24 protein-coding genes are annotated in these 22,932 nt (G+C 64.3%); 13 read left to right on the forward strand and 11 right to left on the reverse strand.

Annotated elements, in window-relative coordinates; all coding sequences use genetic code 11:
* Nucleotides 1–4: 4 nt before the first annotated feature.
* The 9 genes from G520_RS23070 to metC are packed head-to-tail and all read left to right on the forward strand — an operon-like array spanning nucleotide 5 to nucleotide 9,126.
* Nucleotides 5–1,468, forward strand: coding sequence for an FAD-binding oxidoreductase (locus G520_RS23070; protein WP_156876981.1), 1,464 nt, complete (start codon nucleotides 5–7; stop codon nucleotides 1,466–1,468).
* Nucleotides 1,465–2,691: an aminotransferase class I/II-fold pyridoxal phosphate-dependent enzyme gene (locus tag G520_RS0115340; RefSeq protein ID WP_028536416.1), complete on the forward strand. Its 1,227-nt coding sequence runs from the start codon at nucleotides 1,465–1,467 to the stop codon at nucleotides 2,689–2,691. Before G520_RS23070 ends, G520_RS0115340 begins: the two co-directional genes overlap by 4 nt.
* Nucleotides 2,684–3,424 carry an amino acid ABC transporter permease gene (locus G520_RS0115345; protein ID WP_028536417.1) on the forward strand — a complete coding sequence of 247 codons (741 nt, stop codon included), beginning with the start codon at nucleotides 2,684–2,686 and terminating at the stop codon, nucleotides 3,422–3,424. Before G520_RS0115340 ends, G520_RS0115345 begins: the two co-directional genes overlap by 8 nt.
* On the forward strand, nucleotides 3,414–4,226 hold the full coding sequence (locus G520_RS0115350) for an amino acid ABC transporter permease (protein ID WP_028536418.1): 813 nt from the start codon (nucleotides 3,414–3,416) through the stop codon (nucleotides 4,224–4,226). Before G520_RS0115345 ends, G520_RS0115350 begins: the two co-directional genes overlap by 11 nt.
* A 23-nt stretch (nucleotides 4,227–4,249) precedes the next feature.
* Entirely contained in the window at nucleotides 4,250–5,011 is a 762-nt protein-coding gene (locus G520_RS0115355; RefSeq protein WP_028536419.1) for an amino acid ABC transporter ATP-binding protein, read from the forward strand.
* Nucleotides 5,012–5,021: 10 nt separating this feature from the next.
* Nucleotides 5,022–5,702 carry a glutathione S-transferase family protein gene (locus G520_RS0115360; RefSeq protein WP_211222847.1) on the forward strand — a complete coding sequence of 227 codons (681 nt, stop codon included), beginning with the start codon at nucleotides 5,022–5,024 and terminating at the stop codon, nucleotides 5,700–5,702.
* A gap of 45 nt (nucleotides 5,703–5,747) precedes the next feature.
* On the forward strand, nucleotides 5,748–6,335 hold the full coding sequence (locus G520_RS0115365) for a cysteine dioxygenase family protein (protein ID WP_028536421.1): 588 nt from the start codon (nucleotides 5,748–5,750) through the stop codon (nucleotides 6,333–6,335).
* Between the two features lie 12 nt (nucleotides 6,336–6,347).
* A complete protein-coding gene (locus tag G520_RS0115370; protein ID WP_028536422.1) occupies nucleotides 6,348–7,913 on the forward strand; it encodes a rhodanese-like domain-containing protein in 1,566 nt (521 codons plus the stop codon).
* Between the two features lie 31 nt (nucleotides 7,914–7,944).
* Nucleotides 7,945–9,126: a cystathionine beta-lyase gene (gene metC, locus G520_RS0115375; RefSeq protein ID WP_028536423.1), complete on the forward strand. Its 1,182-nt coding sequence runs from the start codon at nucleotides 7,945–7,947 to the stop codon at nucleotides 9,124–9,126.
* 46 nt (nucleotides 9,127–9,172) lie between these two features.
* On the opposite strand, the gene G520_RS0115380 is transcribed toward metC, so the two are convergent.
* From G520_RS0115380 to osmF, 6 genes are all read right to left on the reverse strand, one after another.
* Nucleotides 9,173–9,823 carry a DUF1847 domain-containing protein gene (locus G520_RS0115380; RefSeq protein WP_028536424.1) on the reverse strand — a complete coding sequence of 217 codons (651 nt, stop codon included), beginning with the start codon at nucleotides 9,821–9,823 and terminating at the stop codon, nucleotides 9,173–9,175.
* A gap of 85 nt (nucleotides 9,824–9,908) precedes the next feature.
* Nucleotides 9,909–12,086: a molybdopterin-containing oxidoreductase family protein gene (locus G520_RS23075; protein WP_036666389.1), complete on the reverse strand. Its 2,178-nt coding sequence runs from the start codon at nucleotides 12,084–12,086 to the stop codon at nucleotides 9,909–9,911.
* On the reverse strand, nucleotides 12,083–12,889 hold the full coding sequence (locus G520_RS23080) for an ABC transporter permease (protein ID WP_211222848.1): 807 nt from the start codon (nucleotides 12,887–12,889) through the stop codon (nucleotides 12,083–12,085). The genes G520_RS23075 and G520_RS23080 overlap by 4 nt, the downstream gene beginning before the upstream one ends.
* Entirely contained in the window at nucleotides 12,886–13,818 is a 933-nt protein-coding gene (locus tag G520_RS0115395) for an ABC transporter ATP-binding protein (RefSeq protein WP_028536425.1), read from the reverse strand. The genes G520_RS23080 and G520_RS0115395 overlap by 4 nt, the downstream gene beginning before the upstream one ends.
* A complete protein-coding gene (locus G520_RS0115400; protein ID WP_246542759.1) occupies nucleotides 13,815–14,993 on the reverse strand; it encodes an ABC transporter permease in 1,179 nt (392 codons plus the stop codon). The genes G520_RS0115395 and G520_RS0115400 overlap by 4 nt, the downstream gene beginning before the upstream one ends.
* Complete coding sequence (gene osmF / locus G520_RS0115405) at nucleotides 14,990–15,919, reverse strand: glycine betaine ABC transporter substrate-binding protein OsmF (RefSeq protein ID WP_028536427.1); 930 nt, start codon at nucleotides 15,917–15,919, stop codon at nucleotides 14,990–14,992. The genes G520_RS0115400 and osmF overlap by 4 nt, the downstream gene beginning before the upstream one ends.
* A 470-nt stretch (nucleotides 15,920–16,389) precedes the next feature.
* On the opposite strand from osmF, the gene G520_RS25075 reads away from it, so the two are divergent.
* Nucleotides 16,390–16,593: a hypothetical protein gene (locus tag G520_RS25075; RefSeq protein ID WP_169449853.1), complete on the forward strand. Its 204-nt coding sequence runs from the start codon at nucleotides 16,390–16,392 to the stop codon at nucleotides 16,591–16,593.
* Here the strand turns inward: G520_RS25075 and G520_RS0115415 are convergent.
* The 3 genes from G520_RS0115415 to G520_RS0115425 are packed head-to-tail and all read right to left on the reverse strand — an operon-like array spanning nucleotide 16,571 to nucleotide 18,518.
* Entirely contained in the window at nucleotides 16,571–17,884 is a 1,314-nt protein-coding gene (locus G520_RS0115415) for a hypothetical protein (protein ID WP_156876983.1), read from the reverse strand. The two genes, G520_RS25075 and G520_RS0115415, sit on opposite strands and share 23 nt — an antisense overlap.
* Nucleotides 17,881–18,093: a DUF2249 domain-containing protein gene (locus tag G520_RS0115420; RefSeq protein ID WP_028536430.1), complete on the reverse strand. Its 213-nt coding sequence runs from the start codon at nucleotides 18,091–18,093 to the stop codon at nucleotides 17,881–17,883. Before G520_RS0115420 ends, G520_RS0115415 begins: the two co-directional genes overlap by 4 nt.
* Nucleotides 18,090–18,518 (reverse strand): hemerythrin domain-containing protein, encoded by a 429-nt coding sequence (locus tag G520_RS0115425; RefSeq protein WP_028536431.1) that lies wholly within the window; start codon nucleotides 18,516–18,518, stop codon nucleotides 18,090–18,092. The genes G520_RS0115420 and G520_RS0115425 overlap by 4 nt, the downstream gene beginning before the upstream one ends.
* Nucleotides 18,519–18,674: 156 nt before the next feature.
* On the opposite strand from G520_RS0115425, the gene G520_RS0115430 reads away from it, so the two are divergent.
* Nucleotides 18,675–19,355, forward strand: a complete 681-nt coding sequence (locus G520_RS0115430) for a Crp/Fnr family transcriptional regulator (RefSeq protein WP_028536432.1) — start codon at nucleotides 18,675–18,677, stop codon at nucleotides 19,353–19,355.
* Nucleotides 19,356–19,422: 67 nt separating this feature from the next.
* Nucleotides 19,423–20,223 carry a DinB family protein gene (locus G520_RS0115435; protein WP_028536433.1) on the forward strand — a complete coding sequence of 267 codons (801 nt, stop codon included), beginning with the start codon at nucleotides 19,423–19,425 and terminating at the stop codon, nucleotides 20,221–20,223.
* A gap of 15 nt (nucleotides 20,224–20,238) precedes the next feature.
* On the opposite strand, the gene G520_RS0115440 is transcribed toward G520_RS0115435, so the two are convergent.
* Together G520_RS0115440 and G520_RS0115445 are read right to left on the reverse strand one after the other, a co-directional pair.
* Complete coding sequence (locus G520_RS0115440) at nucleotides 20,239–20,541, reverse strand: putative quinol monooxygenase (RefSeq protein ID WP_028536434.1); 303 nt, start codon at nucleotides 20,539–20,541, stop codon at nucleotides 20,239–20,241.
* Nucleotides 20,542–20,565: 24 nt separating this feature from the next.
* A complete protein-coding gene (locus G520_RS0115445) occupies nucleotides 20,566–21,399 on the reverse strand; it encodes an NADPH-dependent oxidoreductase (RefSeq protein ID WP_028536435.1) in 834 nt (277 codons plus the stop codon).
* Between the two features lie 354 nt (nucleotides 21,400–21,753).
* Here G520_RS0115445 and G520_RS0115450 point away from each other — a divergent pair, with 354 nt between their 5' ends.
* Entirely contained in the window at nucleotides 21,754–22,932 is a 1,179-nt protein-coding gene (locus G520_RS0115450) for a cation:proton antiporter (RefSeq protein WP_028536436.1), read from the forward strand.

Here is a 22,932-nt window from a genome sequence, read left to right on the forward strand (position 1 = left end):
GCGAATGGCCTTGATCGGGGCTCTGCGGGCGATAGTCGGCAACAATCATGTTGCGACCGGGATAGACGGGCATGCCGCCCTTGGCGATATCAGAGGCGTATACCGGGGACGGGCGCTGGCACTCGTCACTCCCGGCTCTGTCGCCGAAGTGGCGGCAGTGGTGCGCGAGTGTGTGAAGACACGCACACCCATCGTCGTTCAAGGGGGAAACACCGGCTTGATGGGGGCGGCAACGCCCGATGACAGTGGTCGTGCCATCGTGCTGCAACTGGGGCGCTTGAACGCGGTCAGGAATGTCGATACCGATAACGATACCATTACCGTCGAGGCAGGCTGCGTGTTGCAGCAGGTTCAGGATGCGGCGCGCGCTTGCGGGAGACTGTTTCCGCTCAGCCTTGGCGCGGAGGGAAGCTGCACACTTGGCGGAAACCTCGGTACCAATGCGGGTGGAACCCAGGTGCTGCGCTATGGTAATACGCGCGATCTGACGCTGGGGCTGGAAGTGGTGACGGCGGAAGGCGACATCTGGCATGGCCTGCGCGGTTTGCGCAAGGACAACACCGGCTACGATCTGCGTGATTTGTATATCGGCAGCGAGGGAACGCTGGGCATCATCACCGCCGCTACCCTGAAGCTCTACCCCCTGCCTGTGGGCTACCACACCGGTTTGCTCACGTTTGTCGATCTGGAACAGGCCGTGGCCTTCCTCTCCGTCGCCCGGCAAGGCTGGGGGGCGGCCTTGACCGCTTTCGAAGTCATGTCAGGCCGTGCGTTGCAGCTTGTTGCCGCCGATGCCGGGCTGCGCCCGCCTTTTCTGCCTCACGTCGAAGACGACGCCTGGTATGCCTTGCTCGAATTATCAGAGGGCGGCGAGGGCGGCGGCGGAGAACGTTTCGAGCAGGTGCTTGGACTTGCACTGGAGCAGGGGCGGCTCGTCGATGCCCTGATCGCGCAGAACGAGTCGCAGCGGCTGGCCATGTGGCAGTTGCGTGAGCACGGCATCAGCGAGGCTCAGGCGCGGGAGGGACGCAACATCAAGCATGACATTTCTTTGCCTATCTCTCGTCTCGCCCCTTTTGTCGCGGATTGCGCCAGTGCCCTGGAGCGCCATTATCCTGGTGTGCGCGTGATAGCCTTTGGCCACCTCGGCGACGGTAATTTACACTACAACGTGTCTGCGCCGGCAGGATGCGGTCATGCCGGGTTTCTGGCGCAAGAAGAGGGCATACACCGCGTGGTTTACGACTGCGTGCAGTCGCATGACGGCTCGATCAGTGCCGAACACGGGATAGGCCAGGTCAAGCGCGATGTGCTGCCGTACTACAAGACTTGTCTCGAGCTGCAGTTGATGCAAAGGATCAAGGCCGCGCTCGACCCGCTGAATTTACTCAATCCCGGCAAAGTCCTGGCCACGGGCACCGAAAGGAGGCCTTTGCAGCCGCTCCTGGATTTCGAGGTGAACTCATGACTGCATTTTATCTGTCGCAGCGTGTACTGCAATCCGAGTTGTCTCCCAATGCCGCCGCCAGCCAACGCGCAAAGGCGCTGAAAGGCGCAGGTGCCGATATTCTCGATCTGACGATAGGCGAGCCCGACTTCGAAACTCCCGCCGCCGTCAAAGCTGCCGCGGCGGCGGCCATGGCGCGCGGGGAGACACGCTATACCCCCGCACTTGGGACGGCGCAACTGCGGGCGGCGATCAGCGCCAAGTTCGAACGCGAGAACGGCTTCAGCGTGCCCCCCGAACGGATCGCGGTCGCCAATGGAGCCAAACAGGTCATCAACAACGCGTTCGCCGCCACGCTGGAAGGCGATAGCGAAGTCATTGTACCGTCTCCCTACTACCCTTCATTTCCCGAGATGGTGCGTCTTAACGGTGGCCGGGCGGTTATTGTTCCCACCCGCGCCGAGGACGGATTCCGCTTGGGCCGCGAGGCGCTCGAGGCTGCGATCGGCGAGCATGCCCGCTGGCTGGTGATCAATACGCCGTCCAATCCAAGCGGCGCCGACTACCGGCAAGAGGACTTGCTGATGCTGGCCGGAGTGCTGCGGCGCCATCCACACCTGTTATTGCTGCTGGACGAGGTTTACGAGCATATCCGGTTCGTCGAGCCGGCTCCGCATTTTCTGACTCTGGCTCCCGATCTTGCCGATCGCGTTCTGGTGGTCAATGCGGTATCCAAGACCTATGCCATGACCGGTTGGCGCATTGGCTTTGGCGCGGGTCCGCTGCCGTTGATCCGGGCCATGGGGGTGATCCAGTCGCAGACAACATCGGGGGCGTCGTCGATCGGGCAGGCGGCGGCGCTGGCAGCGCTGAACGGCGACCAGTCGCTGGTGGCCGAACGCGCCGCCATCTATCGCGAGCGTCGCGACATCCTGGTGGCGGGTTTGTCCGCCATCGACGGGATTCATCTGCAGGCGCCCGATGGCGGTCTGTTCGTTTTCGCTTCGTGCCGTCACTGGCTGGGGGCCATTGCCGACGACGGCACGGTGATCGCCACCGACAGCGACTTTGTCGACTATTTGCTCACCCGGGTCGGGGTCGCGGCCGTTCCCGGCAGTGCCTTCGGTGCCCCCGGGCATTTCCGGCTGTCGATCGCGGTGGAGACGGCCGCCGTCGCACAGGCGCCATCGCGGATCGCGGCGGCCGTCGCCGCACTGCGTGCACAAGGAGGCCGGCATGACTGATTGGCTGCCGTCGCTGGTGTCCGGGGCGAAACACCTCGGTCTGAACTATGGCTTTGTTCTCAATCCCTTCGAGCGCACGGCCTGGCTGTCTGGCATTGGCGTGACGCTTGAACTGGTGGCGCTGGCACTCGCCGCAAGCCTGCTTGCCGGGGTGGGGATGGCCGTCCTGCTGACGTCAAACCGGCCCTGGCTGCAGCATCCGGTGCGGGTACTGATCGAACTGACCCGCAATACCCCGGTATTGGTGCAGCTGTACTGCGCTTTCTTTGTGGTGAACATGCTGCTCAACCGCGTGCTGGATGGAGCGCAGCATAATCCGTTGACCGCGTTTGCATGGGTGATCATCGTGCTCTCCATTCACTACGGGGCGTTCCATGCGGAGGCCCTGCGTGCCGGCATCGAATCGGTGCCGGCAGGCATGCGCGAATCGGCAGCGTCCCTGGGTTTCAGCCGCCGTCAACTGCTATGGCATGTCGAGTTGCCGCTGGCAATCCGCTTTGCCTTGCCTTCGCTGATCAATAACCTGATCAATCTCGTGAAAACAACGGCGCTGGGGTCGGCCATCGCGGTCGGCGAGGTGACCTATACCTCGCTGATGATCTGGACCCAGCACGATAATGTGCTGGAGCTGATGCTGTTTATATTCCTGGTGTACGGCCTGCTTACCCTGCTGGTCGCCCGCCTGGGACGTCGACTGGAACATCGTTTGAGGATGCCGGGCTATGGCCATTGAACAGACGCTGGCGGCGAAGCCGCAGCCGGAAACGCAAGCACAGCCCGTCGCTGTGGCTTTTGCCCCGAACGCATTGCTATTGGCCGGTCTGTTGTTGCTGTGGGGGCTGGCGGGGACCTGCCTCGGCGACACGCTGAGCGTTCTGTGGCAGTGGACCCCCTTGCTGGCGCAGGGACTCAAAATGAACATACTGATCAGCCTGCTGGCTATCGGGGGCGGGACCGTGCTTGGCGTGCTGATCGGAGCGCTGGAGCTATCCGGGTCTGTCTGGGTCGCGGCGCCCGCGCGCGCCTTTGTGGCGCTGTTTCGCAATGCACCTTTGCTGGTTCTGATTTTCTTCACCACCTATGTGTTTCCTTTCGAGATCCACATCGGCTCGGTTTATCTGCCGTTTCCCGACTGGATCAAGGCGACTGTCGGGCTGGCTCTGCCTGCGGCGGCGCAAGTGGCCGAGATTGTCCGCGGCGCCATCGGTTCCATCCCGTCGGCGCAGTGGGAAGCGTCGGCTTCGCTGGCATTCAGCCGTGCGCAGACCCTGCGCTGGATCATCTTGCCGCAATGCTTCAGACGCGTGCTGCCGCCGTGGATGAATCTGTACGCCATGATCACCATGAGTACAACGCTGGCGTCTCTGGTCGGCGTCACCGATCTGCTCGAGTCGGCCAAAAACGCTAGCAACACGGTTAACCGGACCGATTTTACGATTCTGGTTTACCTGGCGGTCTTGACGTTGTTTTTCTTTTACTGCTATCCGATCGCTTTGCTTACGCGACGGCTGGAACATAAATTCGCCATTCACTGACCTCGGTTCGGACGGGAGATTTCATGCCACTTTCACCATCATCGCCAGAGCCGCTGGTCCGGCTCAAGGATGTCCATCTTTCGTTTGGTCGCAACAACGTTCTCAAAGGTGTCGACCTGACGGTGAAGCGTGGCGAAGCGGTGTCCATCATCGGCCCTTCGGGCTCGGGAAAATCGACGATCCTGCGTTGCATCAACGGGCTTCTGGCCCCCGATCGTGGCCAGATCCTGGTCGGCGATACGGCCGTGCATGCCTTGCGCAGCGAAAGCGCTCGCATTGCCTTGCGCAAGCGCATCGGTTTTGTATTTCAGCAGTACAACCTGTTTCCCCACCTCAGCGTGCTGGAAAACATCGTGATCGCCCCTGTGCGCATCCTGGGCGTTGATCGGGCTACTGCAGAACGCGAGGCGGGCGAGCTTCTGGCGCGCGTGCGGCTTGCCGACAAGGCCGGGGCCTATCCCGGCGAGTTGTCGGGCGGGCAGCAGCAGAGGGTGGCGATCGCCCGCGCTCTGGCGATGCATCCGGAGCTGGTGCTGTTCGACGAGGTGACTTCCGCACTCGATCCCGAGACCGTCGGCGAAGTTCTGGCGGTGATCCGCGACCTGGTGCACGACGGTCTGACGTGCATTCTGGTTACGCATGAGATGCGTTTTGCCGAAGAGGTGAGCCATGAGGTCGTCTTTACCGAAGGCGGCGAAATCGTGGAACACGGTGCGCCTGCGGCTCTTTTCCATGCCCCGCGGAATGCGAGAACGCATGCTTTCATCAATGCAGTGAGCCACTGAAAACGGTGGCATGGCGCGGGCAAATCTGTTCATGATCGATCTCTATTTCTGGCCAACCGCCAACGGTATCAAGATCCCCATCCTGCTGGAAGAATTGGCCCTGCCATATCGGCCATTTCCACTCAATATCCGCTTGAACGAGCATAAGACCGAGGCATTTCGTCAGCTCAATGCGCACCAGAAAATCCCGTTGCTGGTTGATCATGAGCCCTCAGGGGGAGGAGGCCCTCTTCCAGTGTTCGAATCGTCGGCCATCCTGCTCTATCTGGCCGAGAAGCAGCGGGCATTCTTGCCGCAGCCTGTGGCAGGGCGCTACGCGGCGCTGGAGTGGCTGTTCTGGCACGCGGCGCATCTGGTTCCGGTTCTAGGCCAGTACCAGCGCCTGCATGAGCAGGGCTCCGGCGCGGTGCCGACAGAACCGGCGCGGCAGGCCGGCATCGATGTCAGCCGTCTGTACCGGCTGCTGGATACCCGGCTCGCGGGCCGGGATTACCTGGCCGACGACTATTCGATTGCCGATATCGCCATCTTTCCGTGGATTCAGCCGCGCCGGCAGGGACAGATCGTGGGCGAGTATCCGCATCTTGACGATTGGCTGCGGCGAATTCGTTCGCGTCCGGCAGTCGAGCGTGCCTATGCCTACGGCCGTCGCCTCGGGCCGGAAGAAAAATCCCTGGCCGACTGGCTGTGAAGCGGTGGTGGCTTTCATTCATTATAAAAACCGACAGGAGAACCCATGAGCTATGCCAGCGAGCGTCAGCAAGCGGTGACAGCGGCTTTGGCCGATATCCGCGAGATTGCAGGGGCGGCGTCACCGACGCGCGAACGCGTCGAACATATTCTCACTCGACTGCTTGAACTGGCACGCACAGAAGCGTGGTGGGCAGACCGTGAATTCCCCGCACCGCTTGCGGAGGAAAGGCAGGCGCGCTATCTGATCAGCGAGCAGCCGGATCAGAGTTTTGCCCTGTACTTGAATGTGATGCTGCCGGGCAAGACGATTACGCCACACAATCACACCACCTGGGCTGCCATCGCGGCGGTCGAGGGGGTCGAGTTCAATCATCTCTATCGCCGCATCGACGATGGCAGCCAGTCGGGGGTGGCGGTCCTCGAGCATGCCCGGACACTGGAAGTGGGGCCCGGTCAGGGCGTGGCGCTGCTGCCGGACGATATTCACGCGGTTGAAATCCGGGGCGAGACGCCTATCCGGCATTTGCACCTCTACGGACGCTCGCTGGAAACCCTGACCGGGCGCCTGGCATTCGATCTGGAACATGGGCGTTGCGCGCCGATGGCCATCGGCGTGGCTACGCGCCGCTGAGGGGAGGGAATCATGCCCGGACTGATCACGCCTGCCGATTTGCAGACGGCCTTGCATGACGGCAAGGAGATTGCCCTGTTCGATATTCGGGAGCAGGGGGAATTCGGCGAGTCGCATCTGTTTTTTGCCGTCGCGCTGCCGTACAGCCGGATGGAGCTCGACGTGACGCGGCTGGCACCGCGACGGGATGTGCGGGTGGTGCTGTATGGCCGGGAAGGCGAGCTGGCCTTGCGGGCGGCGCGCCGGCTGGAGCAACTCGGCTACGAACGCGTCAGCGTGCTCGATGGGGGAGTGGCTGCCTGGAGCGCTGCCGGCCATCCCTTGTTTGCCGGTGTCAATGTGCCATCCAAAGCGTTCGGCGAGCTGGCCGAACATGCCTGCGAAACGCCGAGCGTGGACGCCGCCACCCTGGCCGGATGGCTGGCAGGCAGCAGACCCCCGCTGCTGCTCGATGGGCGCCCGCTCGACGAATTCGCCAGAATGAGCATCCCCGGCGCGCGCTGCTGCCCGAACGGCGAACTCGCCTATCGGATCCGCGACCTGGTGACGGATGACATGACTCCGGTTGTCATCAATTGCGCGGGACGGACACGCAGCATCATCGGTGCGCAGACCTTGATCAACCTGGGATTGAAGAACCCCGTGTATGCGCTGGAGAACGGGACGCAGGGTTGGATGCTGGCCGATTTCGACCTCGACCACGGTGCGGATGCGCGCTATCCGGAGGTGCTGTCGCAAGCGGCCCGCGACTGGGCGATCGAGGCGGCCGACCGGGTTGCGCACCGCTTTTCTGTTTCCCGGATCGACGCGAAAACGGCCCGCCTCTGGCTGAACGAGACCGTAAGAACGACATATTTGCTCGATGTGCGCACGCCTGAGGAATTTGCGGCTTCGACACTGTCCGGCGCGCAGCATGCGCCGGGCGGGCAGTTGATCCAGGCCACCGATCAGTTCGTCGGCGTGCGCGGTGCGCGCTTGTTGCTGTTCGATAATGGCGATGTACGCGCCGTGGTGGCAGCGAGCTGGCTGCGCCAGCTCGGCTACGAGGCTCATGTGCTGGTCGATGGAGTGGCGTCGGACGTGTCCGCACCGCCGACTGCGCAAGTCGCGTTGCCGGCCGTTCCCTCGCTGACGGTTGCCGCGTTGCGCCAGGGCCGGGAGCAGGGGACGCTGGACGTGGTTGATATCCGCAGCAGCGCAGCCTACCGGCGTTCGCATATTCCGGGGGCCGTATGGTCGATTCGTCCTCGTCTGGCCGAACTATCCTCCATCGGCGGGGCAGTGGTTCTGGTCGCCGACTCCGCTCAGCAGGCCTGCCTGGCGGCAGGCGAGCTGGCCGGACGCCAGGTTTACCGGCTCGATGGGGGCTTCGCGGCATGGCTTGAGTCCGGGCTGCCGCTGGAGTCCAGCCCGCAGGTCCCGCCCGATAGCGAGCGTATCGATTTCCTGTTCTTTACCCACGACAGACACGATGGCAACAAGCAGGCTGCGCGCCAGTATCTGGACTGGGAGGTCGGGCTGCTCGCCCAGCTCGACGAGCGGGACCGCGCGGTGTTTCGTCCTGGCGATCTCGCCTGAATCAAGAACTTTTACTCTGGAATCCAACTTCATGTCCGAAGCGCCTCACCTTGCCACCCGCTTGATCCTGAATGGTCGCGATATGGCCATTGGCCCCGGCCGGCCGGTTAATCCACCTTTGGTCCGCGCGAGCACCATCCTGTTCGACAGCGTCGCTGCATTGCGCGACGCGCGTGCGCGCCGCGGCAACGAGCGCATTCTGACCTATGGTGCACGCGGTAACCCTAATGCGTTTGCGCTGGAGGATATGATCACCGATCTGGAGGGCGGCTATCGCACGCGCCTGTTTCCGACCGGCCTGGCGGCTATCGCTCAGACTCTGATTGCCTTTCTCCAGCCCGGCGATCATGTGTTGATCGCGGATTCGGTATACGAGCCCGTCCGTCACTTTGCGCGTGAGTTTTTTGATCGTTATCGTATCGATTACAGCTTCTTTGCCGCCGACGGCGAGGGAATGCCGGACGGCCTGCGTCCGAACACTCGTCTGGTCTATGCCGAATCGCCTGGCTCTCTCGTGTACGAAGTGCTCGACCTGCCGGCGCTGGCCCGGCTTGCCCATGCCCACGGCGCTTTGCTGGCGGTAGACAATACATGGGGGGCTGGCGTGCTGTACCGGCCGCTGGAGCTGGGGGCGGATATCGTCGTCTCGGCTCCGACCAAATATTTGTGCGGGCATTCTGATGTCGTGATGGGGGCGGTCACCACGAGCGAAGCGGTTTGGCCACGACTCAATGCTTCCGGCGACGCACACGGAATGACGGTCAGCCCGGACGACGCCTGGCTGGTTCTGCGCGGTGCCCGCACGCTGGCGGCGCGCCTGCCTGTGCATGCGGCGGGCGCCATCGCCGTTGCCGGCTGGCTCGCGTCGCACCCTGCCGTCGGCCGCGTCTATCACCCCGCCTTGCCTGACGATCCCGGTCATGCTCTGTGGCAGCGTGATTTTTACGGGAGCAACGGCTTGTTGTCGTTTGCCTTGCGCGATCAGCGCGAGGCCAGCGCCATTGCCGTGATCGACGCCTTGCGCTTGTTTGGCATCGGCGCATCGTGGGGAGGTTTCGAGAGTCTGGTCACGCTGGCCGATATGCGGCACGCCCGGAGCGTGACCGACTGGAGCGGTCGTTCTGCAGTCATCCGCTTGCATATCGGCCTCGAAGCCGTCGATTCTCTCATCGGGGATCTGGAGCAGGCACTGGCTTCCCTGACCGCGCGTTGAGCCGCTTGCCGGGTCGGCGCGAAGCGCGATGCAAGGCCCTGCGTTGTCAGAGGGCCTTCAGATGCTCGGGGTCGAGAATGCGGCGGCTATAGCTCTTGGCGGTATACAAGGCGGCGACCGGGTTATGACCGTTGACTCTGTCCTTGGTGACCAGAGCCTCCGAATATTTGGTGAACAGCGAGTCATGCCCGACGCACAAGCCCATTATCACGTTGAGGTGGGTTTTCTCCTCATTCAGCAGCTGTGCTTGCAAGACCGGATTGCAGCAGGCCTCGAAACTGCCGCAACGGATTTTGAGCGAGTCGGGAATGCCGACCTCGGTTTTGTCGACCGATCCGACTTTGCATAATACGGTGTAGGGTTCGAAACCGGCGGCGCGCAGGACTTTGACAAAAATCTTGGTCTCCTCGATCAGCCCCAGGCAAGAGGCTATGCCGATGCGTGTGGCATCGATCCGCTTGGCGAAGGCGACGATTTCTTCCACTCTCGATATTTTGCAGTAATACAGCCCCTCGACTTCGGCTGCCGCGCGCGATGCGCGCGCGTCGACCGAGTCGCCGCGGTAATGAGCCGTGCTGTCCGCGATTTGTTGCTCGCTGGTGGTTTCGGTCAGGCAATGGTCCGGGAACTTTTTGTCGCGCCGGCCGCAGTGCAGCTGCCCGCATTCGGAGCAAGACAGGTTTTCAATTTTCGCCATGGGTTAAAAGCCTCGTTGAATAGGGGTCAGATCAAGATGCCGACATTCTTCGTCGCAGACAACGAAGAAAGGAATCTATCCATAGTCATGCGAGCGGAGGGTCCGCTGTCGCCCGGTTGGCCTTGACCACGTCGCACAGCAGCGCCTTGTACACAGGAAAGCCCGAGATCGGATCGCGGTTGTCGGCATCCGTCAGTTCGTTGATATTTTGCTGCCACGCCGGAACCGCGTCGGGGCTGCCGCCTCCTGCATTGGCTTCAATCACGCCCCGGACGATGTCGGGGGTGATCGTGGCCACGTAGCGGACTTTGCCGCGAGGCGAAACGATTTCCACGACGTCGCCGTTGGCGATGCCGCGAGCGGCGGCGTCCTCGGGGTGCAGGCTGACCAGCGGGTGGGGCTGCAGCTTGAGCAGGGAGCCGATGTTATGGTGTTGCGAACGGAAATCGGAATGGATGCGTGCGCCCGAGTTGAAGACAAGCGGGTAGATGCGGGCCAGTTCCGGGGTGGAAATCGGGCTTTCGGCCGGTTCGACGTACTCCGGCAGCGCCGGATAGCCGTGCTGCACCAGCAGGCTGGAGGCGATTTCGAACTTGCCGGAGGGCGTGTCGAAGCCCGCTTGGCCATCGGGACGCAGCAGACCCGACTCCCATTTTCGATAGCGCAGCGGCGGCGCCGGGCGATGTATGCCGCTGCCTGCCCCACGCAGGTCGGCGGTGGTGACGCCACTGCCCGCCAGTGCGCGTTCGAGCATTTCATCGCTATTGGCCGGCAACAGCGCGCCGTAGCCGAGCCGTTCAGCGATGGCGCGGGCGATATCCCAGTCGGAGCGCGCCTCGCCCTGCGGTTCGATCACGCGGGCGCGCCAGTGCAGCGAGTCGGGGTAGAGTGAGTAGGACTCGTTCTCGAACAGGGTGGTCGAGGGCAGAATCAGGTCCGCATACTGAGAGTCGGCGGTGCGGAAGCGATCGATGACCGCCAGAAAGTCCAGAGCGGCGAAGCTGCGGCGCCATTGTTCCGGATTCGGGTAAGAAGTGATGATGGATGAGCCGGTAATCAGCATGCCCCTGACCGGGTAGGGGTCGCCGTGCAGAATGGCGCGCGGCAGTTCCATCGCATGCGCTTCCTTGCGGAAATGGTGATAGAGCGGATACCGGCTTTTGCCTATGGGGTCGACGCCGGTTGGCGCTTCCAGCCGCGTGGAACGATTGATGGCAACGGTGCTGGGCATCCTGACGACATTGCCGCCGGGGACGTCGAGATTGCCTGTGATCGCCCACAGCGTCAGTATCGCGCGGATATTCTGCGTGCCGCTATTGGTGTATTCCAGTCCGGTATAACTGACCAGAGCCGCACCGCGCGCGCCGGCGATGGCACGCGCGGTGCGCACGACTTCGTCGGCGGAGACGCCCGTGATCGCCTCAACCCGCTGCGGCGTGAATGGCTGTACATAGGTGCGCAGGGCGTCGAAACCGAGCGTCCAGCCGGCGACGAAGTCATGGTCGTAGCGTTCTTCTTCGATCACCACCCGGATCATGCCCAGTGCCAGTGCCCCGTCCGTTCCCGGCCGGATGCCGAGCCAGCGGCCAGCGGTCGCCTTGACGATGTCGATGCGGCGGTGGTCTATCGCCACGATCTCGGCACCCCGCTGCCGCGCCGCCTTGATGCGGGCCACATTCGAGGAGGGCGAGTCCGTGCTCGGATTGGCGCCCCAGATCACGACCAGGTCTGCCTGTTCGATATCGGCAAAGGTGTCGGCGGCGTAAACGCCATAAGTGGAAACGGGTGCGATCATGCCATGGGCGACATAGCAGATCGCCCCGACGCCGGTGGTGTTGGGCGACCCGAACGGGAATAGCAGGCTCCAGGCCGATGACAGGTGCACGCCCGCCGGAGTCAGCAGGTCGCATAGGGACTGTTCGAATGTGCCGCGCCCTGTGTACATGCAGACCGCCTCGGGACCGTGCGCGGAGGCAATGTCGCGCAAGCCTTGCGCGAGCAGATCGAGCGCCTCGTCCCACCCGATGCGCTCGAAGCGGCCGGCGCCTCTCGCGCCGATGCGCTTCATCGGATAGAGCACGCGGTCGGGAGAGTAGACGATCTCCGCCGCGCGTGAACCGCGCGGGCAGCAAATGCCCTTGGGATGGTCCTTGCGCGGCGACAAGCGGGCGATTTTGCCGTTGTCGAGTTGAATGTCGACGCCGCAGTCGGCCGGGCAGACTCCGCATATCGCCGCGAGGGTTCGGGTGGCGTGGCGGCTCATGGCAGCGTCTGCGCGAGCTCATCGTGCGCCCCCACCGCGGGTGCGCTCCCCTCATGACGCCAGCCGGTCAGTGTGCATTCGAGGTATTCGAAACCGCTGTCTACCGCGATGGCGAGCAGACCGACCAGTGATGCACCTTGTACGATATAGGCGGTGTTGAACCCATTGAGGCCGACGATGATGGGCGAACCCAGTGTCTTGGCGCCGGCGGCGGAGGCGACAGCGGCGGTGCCGATATTGATGATGATCGATGTCCGGATTCCCCCCAGCATGGCCGGCAGGGCGAGCGGCAGCTCGATTCGCCATAGGCTCTGGGCGGCGCTCATGCCCAGCCCGTCTGCAGCCTGGCGGATGTCATCGGGTACCGCGTCGAGCCCGGCCAGCGTGCCCTGCACTATTGGCAGGAGCCCGTATAGCGCCAGGGCGAGCACGGCGGCCGGCATGCCGAAGCCCAGCAGCGGCACGACGATCGCCAGCACCGCAACCGGCGGGATGGTCTGGCCGATGGCCACCACCCTTTCGAGCAAAGGGCGGAACTCGCTGCCGCCGCGCCGCGTGGCCGCGATGCCGGCGGCGACGCCGAGCAGCAACGCAAGCGAACTGGACAAGGCCACCAGTTCGATATGCGCAGCCAGCAGAGTCAGGAAGCTGTCGAGCGGGTAGAGCGGGCTTTGCAATTCGGGAAAGACCCGGGCAAACAGCGGTTCGAGTGCCGGCATGCCGGCGGCCAGCCCGAGCAGCAGCGCCCATATCGGCAGTGCCGGACCGCCGGGGAGGGCGGTGCGTTCACGCGATTTCATCATCCTGTCGTCCCCAGTAGATCGGCAAAGTGCAGTACGCCTGCCGGCTCACCCTTTGCGTCCACGACCGGCAGTGTCCGAACCTGACGGGTGACGAAGGCCGACAAGGCTTCGCGCAAGGTGGCACTCGCGGGCAAGGGGTCGCCGCCCGTCGTTTCGCCAGGACGCGCACGGTCGCGCACCACACCGAGTCCGAGCAATCTGATGCCGATATCGCTGCGCCCGATGAAATCGCGTACGAAGTCGTTGGCGGGAGCGGCAAGCAGGCTGGCCGGACTGCCCTGCTGCACCAGGTGGCCGCGGTCGAGCAGAACGATGCGCGAGCCCAGACGCAAGGCTTCGTCGATATCGTGCGTGACCATAACGATGGTCTTGCCGGACAGGCGGTGGATGCGCGTCAGTTCGGCTTGCAGCGCGAGACGGGTGACCGGGTCGAGTGCGCCGAACGGTTCGTCCATCAGCAGTACGTCCGGGTCGGCAGCCAGCGCCCGCGCTACGCCGACGCGTTGTTGCTGCCCGCCGGACAGCTGGTGCGGGTAGCGCGCGGCAAAGGCGTCCGCCGGCAGGTGCAAGAGTTCCAGCAACTCGTGCGTGCGTTCGCGGATGCGTGCTTTTGTCCAGCCGAGCAGGCTGGGGACCGTGCCGATGTTCTGTTCCACCGTCCAGTGCGGAAACAGCCCATGCGACTGGATCGCATAGCCCATGCGCCGGCGCAGCGCTTCCGGCCGGAATTCGCGGATGTTCTTGCCGCCGAACAGAATGCGACCGCCATCGTGCTCGATCAGGCGGTTGATCATCTTCAGCGTGGTGGTCTTGCCCGATCCGGACCGCCCTATCAGCACGGTGAATTCGCCGGCTTCAATGGTGAGGTCGAGTCGGTCGACGGCGGCGTCGCCGGCAAACGATTTGCTGACCGCTTCGAATCGAATCATGCGTGCGATGTCTCCAGAAAAGCGATGCCGACTTTGAACAAGGCATCGGCCACGATGGCCAGGGCGACGACGGGAATCACGCCGAGCAGCACCAGATCCAGCGCACTGCTGAGCAGTCCCTGGAACATCAGTGCGCCAAAACCGCCGGCGCCAATCAGCGCGGCGACCGAAGCCAGACCGATGGCCTGTACGGCGGTGACGCGCGCACCGGACAGCATTGACGGCAGGCAGAGGGGAAGTTCGATACGCCAGAAGATCTGGCGCGCCGTCATGCCCATGCCGGCGGCCGCTTCTTTTGCCGTCGCCGGAACCAACTGCATGCCGGCGCAGGTGCTGCGCGCGATCGGCAGCAAGGCATACAGCGTCAGAGCGATGACCGCCGGGGTCATGCCGACACCGGCGATGCCGAGTGCCGGCAGCCGCGCGGCCAGTGCGGCCAGCGGAGCGATCAGCAAGCCGAACAGGGCGATGGATGGAACCGTCTGGATCAGGTTGAGCACGGAGAAGATCGCGCGTCGCAACGAGGCGCGGCGAAAGGCGGCGAGCCCGAGCGGCACGCCTAGCAGCAGGGCGGGAACGACCGTCAGGACGACGATCTGCAGATGCTGGAGCAGTGCGTCATCGAACGCTTCTTTGCGGTTGGCGTATTCACGCAGGATCGATGTCTGATCCAGTTGCCCGCTCCACACCAGCCAGGCCGCGGGGAGCGATAGCAGCGAGAGCAGCAGTGTCCGCCGCGGGGTGGTGGCGGCGTAGCGGGCCGCGGCTTCGGCGCCGAGCAGACCGAGCAGGAGGATGGCCAGCCAGAACCCGCCACCGAACGAGGTGCGCCCGAATGGGGTGTCGGGGCCGACGCGGTGTGCGGCTTCGCTACCTGCGAGCGCCAGGAGCGAGAACAGTGCGAGCGCGACAGCCAGTAATGTCAGTCCGGCTCCGCGCCGGCCCGGGCGCAGCCAGGGAAGGAGCGGCAGAACAAGCAGCGGCAGGGCCAGCGCTGCCCGTTGTCCGTGCAGCAAGGAAATCAGGCTGATGCCATGTCCCGTCAGCAGGCGGTTAGGGGCATGCGAAAGCAGGGGCAGACCGGCCAGTGACAGTGACAGGGCTGCGACAAGAAACGCGGGCACCCGCTGCGGGTGACCGAGTCCTTGGGCGATCGTGGCGGAAGCGATGCTCACCGGATAAAGCCTTTGCTCTTCAGATAGTCGTGCGCCACCGTTTTTGCATCCTGCCCCTCGATCGCGATCTTCGCGTTCAGGGTTTGCAGGGTCGGGCCGTCCAGCGAGGCGAATACAGGTCTCAGCGCGGCCTGGATTGCGGGGTGGCGGGCCAGTGTGTCGGCGCGGATGATGGGGGTCGGCGCATAGATGGGCTGCACCCCTTTGGGATCGCTCAGGGTGACCAGCCCCAGGGCGGCCACCGGGCCGTCGGTGCCGTAGGCCATGGCGGCGTTGACACCCGACGTGCGTTCGGCTGCAGCCTTGATGGTGACGGTGGTGTCGCCGCCGGCCAGCGTCAGCAACTGGTCCTGCTTGAGAGAGAACCCGTAGGCCGTTTCGAAGGCCGGCAGGGCATCCGGACGTTCGACGAATTCGGCCGAGGCCGCCAGCTTGAATTCGCCGCCCGCGCTGACCCATTTGGCGAGGTCGGCCAGCGATTTGAGATGGTGGGCGTTTGCCACATCCTTGCGGACGGCTATCGACCAGGTGTTGTTGGCAGGGGCGGGGTCGAGCCAGACTATCCTGTTTTTTGCGAAATCCAGCGCTTTGACCCGGGCATAGCCGGCTTTGGCGCTTTTCCAGACCGGGTTCGATTCTTCGGAGAAGAAGAAAGCCCCGTTGCCGGTGTACTCGGGATAGATGTCGATTTCGCCGGCGGCGATGGCGCTGCGCACGACCTTGGTCGTGCCCAATTGCACCTTGCTGCTGGTTTTGATGCCTTTGCTCTCCAAAACTTGCTGAATGATGTTGCCGAGCAGCGCGCCTTCGGTATCGATTTTGGAACTGACCCGAACCGGAGTTTGTGTCGCGGCGTACGCGCTCGGGGTCAGCATCAATGATGACGCCAGCAGAAGAACTGCCAGCGGGCGTGTTCGTATGCTCATGAGATGCCTTTCGTTTGGAGCCGGGTCCGACCTGCGGCGGGACGAGTCGGCCCGGGATGATGGTCTCCGAGTCTAGTGGCGGCCTCTTTATTACTGCAAGTAAGATAAAATTATTCAAATAGCAGAAATTCGAATAACGAGACGAGCCGAATCCGGCCGCTTCGAGGCTGCCGCGCGTCATGTGCGATCGGTCGGGGGAAAGGGCGTCGCCGCCCGCGTCCCGATTCCGGCAGGGGGGGGCGATGAACATGCCTCTCTGCCGGGGGTGGGGCGAACGCGGAAACGAAACGATCTGTGATAGTATTTCGCGAAATCGCCGGGTGAGCAGTCCGACTCGCGGCGGCTTTGGGGGCGTGCCTCCGCGCGTTTCCCGACCATGATCACGCCATGCGGCGCCGGCCCGAAAACCGACTCCCTGTCTTCAGGAGTCTTTCGTGCCCGCGCGGCTCGCACGGGAAGGATATCTGCTTGTGTCGAATACGACTTCAGCCCGATTCGGTCGCTCCGGGGCCGACAATCGCCCAAGCGATCCGGTTGCCGGGAAATACCGGGTCCAGAATGCTATCTGGGAACAGGAATATGCGGTAAAAGTCCTGGATAAAAACGAGTGGCGCCATGCGGCGCTGGCGTTCTCTGTCTTTGTCTTGATTCTCATCGTCTCCGGCGTGCATTAAGCGCTTGGCGCGGGCCAGCTGCGTGTTCGTCCATCTGTCTTCCGATCTGTGCATACCGATGCGCGATTTTGCCTCCCAGCCACAGGCAGTGCGCGCCCAGCGCCGCGCTGGCAGCGGCAAACGGCAGCCGCAGGCTCTCCGGGGACAGGCACCATGCCGCACCGCACGCCAGCCAGATTGCGTGCGTCAGCCCCAGGCGCGCTTGCGCGTTTTCGGGCAGGAAACCGTGGGTCGACGGCAACATCCCGCGCGGCGGTTTACGCGCTTTCAGGTGCAACCAGGCCAGAAACGGCACGATCTTGCCCAGCATCGCCAGCATGACGCCGAGTCCCAGTCCGCCCAGCCACAATAGGCCGGCAAGCAACGGCAGGCTCTGCCGTTCGGGGGCGTAGCGGCTCGCCATCGCACACAGGGCGGCGACGATCAGATAGAGCATGGCCAGTCCCCATTGCCGTCGCGCCGGATCATCGGCACGGCGGCTCTGCCCGAGCAGGTGCAGGGTGAGGCCGGCATAGCCGCTCGCCGCCAGCCACAGCGCCCCGTCCAGGGCCGCGCCGACGAAGGGCGGCAGCCCATCCTGCAGGCTGTCGAGCCATAACAGCGGAAGCAAGGCGCCGGCAATCCAGGCGATCGGCCGTGGATAGGACGGTGTGATCAGGAACATCGGCACCACGGTCTGACTGATGGCTATCAGCAATAGCAGCAGCCAGCCGATGCCGGCCCAGATCACATGGGCAGAAAGGAGGGGGGTGAAGGGCAGGGCGACATGTCCGGCCAGAGTCGCGACCATGCACAGCCCCAGACCGACCGCCACGCCCAGCCCTGCGAGCGCGCGCGCCATGCCGCGGCTGCTGGCGTCGCGAGCCGGACTGCGCCATAGCCCGTTCAGACCGTGAGCGAGCAGTACGATCGCTGCCAGCGTCAGCAGGCCGGCCCCCGTCTGCAAGGCCACCGCGTCCATGCCATGGAAAAAGCCGCCGACCAGGGCGCCGGCCCCGATCTGCCACGGAACAAAGATACCCAGCATCAGCGCGCGCGGCCTTGCGATGGGAACGCCGGCCAGCACCGCCAGCAATTGCAGCAGGGCGCCCAGCATGATGTTGCCGAGCACGCCCAGAGCCAGCAGGTGCGTTGCCGCCAGGGCTTGCGGATGGAAACGCGCGGCCACGTTCATGTCGCCGGCGGCCAGCAATCCGGCCAGCGCGGCCAGCCACAGCATCGCCGCCAGAAAGAAGCCGCAGGGCAGCCAGATCGGCGGCGCATGCTCATATGACAACCAGCTTGGGCTCATGGCCGGGTGATATGGACAATGACCCCGCCATCGCCCGACAGTTCGCAGCGGTATTCAAGCTGCTGCGCGCTCAGCATGGGGAACAGCGGCGCCGGATGGTGGGGCAGCACATAGGCAAGGCTTTGCCCGCGGGGGAGCGATTCGGCAGCATCCAGAATCACTTCCATCGGCTGCGGCGGCGGCAGATGGCGCAGATCGATCGCGCTCATGCCGCGCTCGCCCGCGAGACCAGTGCATCGACATCGGCGACATGTTGCGCACACATCGGATACAGAATGTTTTCTTCTTTCATATTGTGCTGTTGCATCAGGATCAGCAGCGTTTCGCTGTGGCCGAGGTAGTCGGCGCCAGACTCGGCTTGCAGGGCATCGCGCAGGTCAAGAAAGGTTTCCCGCATTTCGGCGTGCTCGTTGCGCATCACGACGGTCGGGCCCATGCTCATTCCGGTCGCCGTTTCAAAGGCGGGGAAGAGCTGTTCCTCTTCCAGTGCGAAATGGGCGAGCATATCGTGTTCGAAGCGCTGAAAGGCCTGATTGGCCGCCAGCCAGTCGCCTTGGCGCACCGCGCGTTCGGCTTGCACCAAGCTCGTGTCGCAGTGGCGGTGTTGACGTGTCAGTTGTTCGATGGCATTCATGGCTTGCTTTCGCGTGTGAGTGTCCGTAAGGGGCGAGGGCCCGCTGTCAGGGAGCAGTATGGCGGCGCGCGCCAGGCGGTTTGAATGATTTGAATCAAGAAATCCGGGACGCGCCGCCGTGGGCGGCGCTGATGTCCGGGCATGAGGGAACAGGCGATGTCCAAGGTCGATATTCCGGCTTTTCTGCGTCACCAGCCGATGTTTCAGGAACTGGCGCCGCCGCAGATCGAAGCGCTGGCGCCGCATACGCGTGAAGTGCGCGGCGAGAAAGGGCAGATCGTCTTCCAGAAAGGCGACCCCTGCGCCGGGATGTTTCTCGTGGTATATGGCCGGGTCAAGCTGTCGTTGTTTTCCGCCCAGGGAACGGAAAAAGTGGTGGAGGTCATCGAGCCCGGGCAGAGTTTTGCCGAAGCGGTGATGTTTCTTGGCTACCCCTATCCGTTGACGGCACAGTTTCTGGAAGACGGCCTCTTGCTACAGGTCGGGGCGGAGGCTATTTTCCGGGCGCTGGACGAGGAGCCAGGATTCGCCCGCCGCCTGCTGGCCGGCATGTCGCTGCGCCTGCACGGCCTGGTGCGCGATGTCGAGCGCTACTCCATCGAGAGTTCGATGCAGAGGGTGTGCGGATACCTGTTGCAGGCGCAGGCCGGGCAGGATGGCGACGCAGCGGCGCTGACGCTGCCATTGAGCAAGAGCCTGATTGCCTCGCGCCTGAATCTGACGCCGGAGACCTTTTCGCGCGTGCTGCAGCGGCTGAGCGCGGCCGGCTTGATCCGCGTGGATGGGCGCGAAGTCGCGGTGCTGAATTCGGCGGGCCTGCTCGAATTCTCTCGCTGAGGGCGGGGTTGACATATAGGGTCTCTTTTTGTAACGTATCATTTTGATACGTTATGAGGAGGCCGGCATGCATTCCCGATTCGACCGTTTCCGCTCGACCCCGCTGGGGCGGCAGCTCGAAGCGCTGATCGACAGCCCTGAACGCTATATCGAGTTTGCCGCCTTGTCGCGGGTCGGCGTCGCGGCCATCGCGGCGGTGCAGGACGAGATCGGGAGCAAATTCCCCGAGATCGCGAACGATGCCACCGCCCGCCAGTTCTGCGGCGCCATGTCGGCCGAGATCATGCGCCGCCACGGGCACGAACTGGTGCAGGCTCGCGGGCGGGTCGCGGGACCCTTGTTCAGCTATGGGGCCGTCTTCAGCCCTGCGCCGAAAATTCTCAGCTTCGAACACATGCTGCTCGAGCTCGCTGCGATGCCCGGGCGACTCGCCGGCATCGTCGCGCGCACGCCAGCCGCCTTGTGGGGGCGGCGGGAGGAGGGGACCGGGTTTTCGCTGCTCGAGCATGCCTGCCACTTGCGCGATCTGGACGAGGTCTATCGGGAGAGGGTCCGTGCCGTGGCGACCTTGCCGCTGCCTTTGCTGGCTTCGGTCGACGGTTCCGCGCTGGCGGTGGCGCGCGACTACCCGCATCAGGACATGGAGGCAGCCTTGGCGGCATTCCGGTGCGGCCGCGAGGCCTTGTGCGCAGACCTCGCCGCGCTGGCGCCGGAGCAGTTGTCGCGCTGCGGTCTGCGCGACGGGGTCAGGCGCCAGACCTTGGCCGAGCTGGTCGGCGAGATGCTCGACCACGACCGGACCCATGCGCTGGAACTCGACGAGTTGCTGGCCGCCATCGGCGTGCCGCCCTGCGCGCGCCCGGACTGAGCGCCGCGGGCAGCGTTACTCCTGCTGCGCGTCGATGGCGAGCAAGACCTTGACAGCCGGCGGCTCGCTCAGCCAGTCGGCCATTTTGGCGCGGTAAGCGAGAAAATGGGCGCTGGTGCGGTGTGCATCGATGGCGGCCTGGTCGGCATAGGCTTCGAACAGATGAAAGCCCGCTTCGCCATCGGCCTGGCGGAACAGGTCGTAGCGGCGATTGCCGACCTCGGCGCGCGTTGCGGCGACCATGCGCTTCAGCTCGGCTTCGACGTCGGCCACATGCTCGGGTTTCGGTACTAGGCTGGCAAATACGGAAATCGTCATGTCGCATCCTTGAAATGGTGAGGATCAGCGCAGCTTGAACGCCCGTTCGGCCAGCGCTTCGCGCAGACGGTCGCGGCCGCCGAGTGACTGCGGGCCGCCGACTCGGTCGACAACGGTGGCGCTCCAGTGGTCTCCATTCGCGCCGCGTTCGCGCAGATAGTCTGCCACGCGCCTGTCGTAATCCGCAATCAGACCGGCTTCTTTGCCGCTGTCGTAGCGTTCGCGATGCAATACCGCGGCCAGCGGCAGGCGTGGCTTGATTCCGGTCAAGTGCGCCTGATCGGGGTAGCCGACGCACATGCCGAACAAGACCATGCTGCCGGGAGGGAGCGCGAGTTCCGCTGCAACCTGTTCCGGGTGGTTGCGCATGCCGCCGATGTAGACAATGCCGAGCCCGAAGGATTCGAAGGCGACGGCCGCGTTCTGTGCGGCCAGCGTGGTGTCGACGGCGCCGACGACGAAGGTTTCCAGATAGTCCAGACCCTCCGTGGGCTTGCCCTGAGCCTCGCCCAGGCGGCGCAGGCGCGACTGGTCGAGCACCCAGGCGAGAAACAAGGGCGCCTGTTCGATATGCTTCTGCCCGCCGGACAGGGCGGCAAGACGCGCCTTGCGCGCCGGATCCGCGATCGCGATCACGCTCCACATCTGCAGATTGGACGACGTCGACGCCGACTGTGCGGCGGCGAGTGCCGCGGCAAGAACGTTCTCGGGAACCTCCTCTGCGAGATAGGAGCGGATCGAGCGGTGGGCGAGCAGGCTGAGCACGGTTTCGTTGCCGGCCAGCTGCGCGTCCGGGCAGGCGTCGCGGTAGCGCGTGTTCCAGAGCTCGCGGATCGGGTCCTGACTGGAATCTGACATGAACTATCCCTTTCTGTGGTGGTGGCCGCTCCGGAGGCGGCTTCGCGATGATAGTCTCAATTAGACCGGTCGTCTAACTGACGGCCAGGCCGGAGAGGCGATTTGCGGTCACGCGACCCCTGCCGCTGTTGGGGGGGCGGCGCCGTCGGCGGGGCGTTTCGGGAGGGATTGCCGGCCTGCCCGGCCATTTGCCGCGACGGGCGGAGCGACGGGTGCCGGCCCGGCCGCATCGTACAACCGTGCAACTTTTCGTCGCGGGTGCCGTCGAAGCGATTCGCTTGTCCGTTCGTGATGTCTCCTGACGTCGGCAAGGGTCGACGCCGTGAGCGTCCCACAACGCGGAGACTGTCTGCCATGGATGCCTCGCTTTTTCCACCCGGCCTGACCTGGCCTTATGTCCTCCTGTTCGCCTGGCTGGCCGGGGAAGTGGCGCAGCGCGTATTGCACCTGCCGCGCCTCGCGGCTTATGCGACGGCCGGCTTCGCCCTTGGCGGGGCCCAGTTGGGCGTATTGCCCTGGCCCGGCAATACCGTGCTGTACTGGCTCGCCAATATGGCTTTCGGACTGATCGTGTTCGAGTTCGGCTACCGCGTCCACTTGCGCTGGCTGTGGAGCAACCGCTGGCTGGGCGCGAGCGGCGTCGCCGAGTCGTTCGTCACCTTTGGTGCGGTCTGCATCGCCATGCGCGCCTGCGGCCTGTCCGGCGCTACCGCGGTGCTGCTGGCCGCCATCGCGATCTCCACCTCGCCCGCCGTGATTCTGCGCGTCATCGACGAGCAGAAAAGCTCGGGCCAGGTCAGCGAGCGTGTCCTGCACCTCGCCGCGCTCAATGGCCTGATCGCCATCGTCGTGTACAAACTGGCCAGCGGCGCGATCGTGTGGCGCGACTCCGGCCGTATCGATCTCGCGCTCTATGTCGGTCCCGGCATCTTGCTCGGCTCGGCGGCGATGGGTGGGGTCGCCGGCGTACTGATGCCGGTGCTGATGCGGGCTCTGCGCCGCGTGACGACCGACGGCACGCTGGCGTTCTCGCTCGCGACGCTGTGCCTGGTGGCGCAGGCCCATGCCTGGGGAATGTCTCCGGCGCTGGCCGCCCTGTGCTTCGGGCTCACCGCCCGCCATCGTCGCATCGTGCTGAACCCGGCGCAACGCGGTTTCGGACCGCTCGGCGAGCTGCTGACCCTGTTTTTCTTCGTTTTCGCTGCGTCGACGCTGGATTGGCACCAGATGCGGGCCGGCCTCGCCGTCGGGGGCGTTTTGTTCGGTACCCGCTATGCGGTCAAAATCGCATGTGCGACGCTGTTTGCCCGCCGCGCCGGCCTGTCCCGGCGCAAGGGGGTGCTGACCGGCCTCGCGCAGGCCCCGCTGTCGGCCTTCGCCTTTCTGGCGCTGGAGCAGGTGACGGTGCCCGGCGCGGGTCTGGGAGCGCAGGTCGCCGCGTTGGCCGCCGCGCTGGTCGCACTGGAAATCCTCTCCGCGCTACCGACCCGGCTCGCGCTGGTCTGGGCGCGGGAGAACAATACCGGAGACTGA

Source organism: Paludibacterium yongneupense DSM 18731, from assembly GCF_000422925.1.
Lineage (GTDB): Bacteria > Pseudomonadota > Gammaproteobacteria > Burkholderiales > Chromobacteriaceae > Paludibacterium > Paludibacterium yongneupense.

What these genes read in the sequence shown, in the direction of transcription:
- G520_RS23070 (WP_156876981.1), top strand. Translation starts at nt 5, where the DNA reads ATGGCCTTGATCGGGGCTCTGCGGGCGATAGTCGGCAACAATCATGTT.
- G520_RS0115340 (WP_028536416.1), top strand. Translation starts at nt 1,465, where the DNA reads ATGACTGCATTTTATCTGTCGCAGCGTGTACTGCAATCCGAGTTGTCT.
- G520_RS0115345 (WP_028536417.1), top strand. Translation starts at nt 2,684, where the DNA reads ATGACTGATTGGCTGCCGTCGCTGGTGTCCGGGGCGAAACACCTCGGT.
- G520_RS0115350 (WP_028536418.1), top strand. Translation starts at nt 3,414, where the DNA reads ATGGCCATTGAACAGACGCTGGCGGCGAAGCCGCAGCCGGAAACGCAA.
- G520_RS0115355 (WP_028536419.1), top strand. Translation starts at nt 4,250, where the DNA reads ATGCCACTTTCACCATCATCGCCAGAGCCGCTGGTCCGGCTCAAGGAT.
- G520_RS0115360 (WP_211222847.1), top strand. Translation starts at nt 5,022, where the DNA reads ATGGCGCGGGCAAATCTGTTCATGATCGATCTCTATTTCTGGCCAACC.
- G520_RS0115365 (WP_028536421.1), top strand. Translation starts at nt 5,748, where the DNA reads ATGAGCTATGCCAGCGAGCGTCAGCAAGCGGTGACAGCGGCTTTGGCC.
- G520_RS0115370 (WP_028536422.1), top strand. Translation starts at nt 6,348, where the DNA reads ATGCCCGGACTGATCACGCCTGCCGATTTGCAGACGGCCTTGCATGAC.
- metC (WP_028536423.1), top strand. Translation starts at nt 7,945, where the DNA reads ATGTCCGAAGCGCCTCACCTTGCCACCCGCTTGATCCTGAATGGTCGC.
- G520_RS0115380 (WP_028536424.1), bottom strand. Translation starts at nt 9,823, where the DNA reads ATGGCGAAAATTGAAAACCTGTCTTGCTCCGAATGCGGGCAGCTGCAC.
- G520_RS23075 (WP_036666389.1), bottom strand. Translation starts at nt 12,086, where the DNA reads ATGAGCCGCCACGCCACCCGAACCCTCGCGGCGATATGCGGAGTCTGC.
- G520_RS23080 (WP_211222848.1), bottom strand. Translation starts at nt 12,889, where the DNA reads ATGATGAAATCGCGTGAACGCACCGCCCTCCCCGGCGGTCCGGCACTG.
- G520_RS0115395 (WP_028536425.1), bottom strand. Translation starts at nt 13,818, where the DNA reads ATGATTCGATTCGAAGCGGTCAGCAAATCGTTTGCCGGCGACGCCGCC.
- osmF (WP_028536427.1), bottom strand. Translation starts at nt 15,919, where the DNA reads ATGAGCATACGAACACGCCCGCTGGCAGTTCTTCTGCTGGCGTCATCA.
- G520_RS0115415 (WP_156876983.1), bottom strand. Translation starts at nt 17,884, where the DNA reads ATGAGCCCAAGCTGGTTGTCATATGAGCATGCGCCGCCGATCTGGCTG.
- G520_RS0115420 (WP_028536430.1), bottom strand. Translation starts at nt 18,093, where the DNA reads ATGAGCGCGATCGATCTGCGCCATCTGCCGCCGCCGCAGCCGATGGAA.
- G520_RS0115425 (WP_028536431.1), bottom strand. Translation starts at nt 18,518, where the DNA reads ATGAATGCCATCGAACAACTGACACGTCAACACCGCCACTGCGACACG.
- G520_RS0115430 (WP_028536432.1), top strand. Translation starts at nt 18,675, where the DNA reads ATGTCCAAGGTCGATATTCCGGCTTTTCTGCGTCACCAGCCGATGTTT.
- G520_RS0115435 (WP_028536433.1), top strand. Translation starts at nt 19,423, where the DNA reads ATGCATTCCCGATTCGACCGTTTCCGCTCGACCCCGCTGGGGCGGCAG.
- G520_RS0115440 (WP_028536434.1), bottom strand. Translation starts at nt 20,541, where the DNA reads ATGACGATTTCCGTATTTGCCAGCCTAGTACCGAAACCCGAGCATGTG.
- G520_RS0115445 (WP_028536435.1), bottom strand. Translation starts at nt 21,399, where the DNA reads ATGTCAGATTCCAGTCAGGACCCGATCCGCGAGCTCTGGAACACGCGC.
- G520_RS0115450 (WP_028536436.1), top strand. Translation starts at nt 21,754, where the DNA reads ATGGATGCCTCGCTTTTTCCACCCGGCCTGACCTGGCCTTATGTCCTC.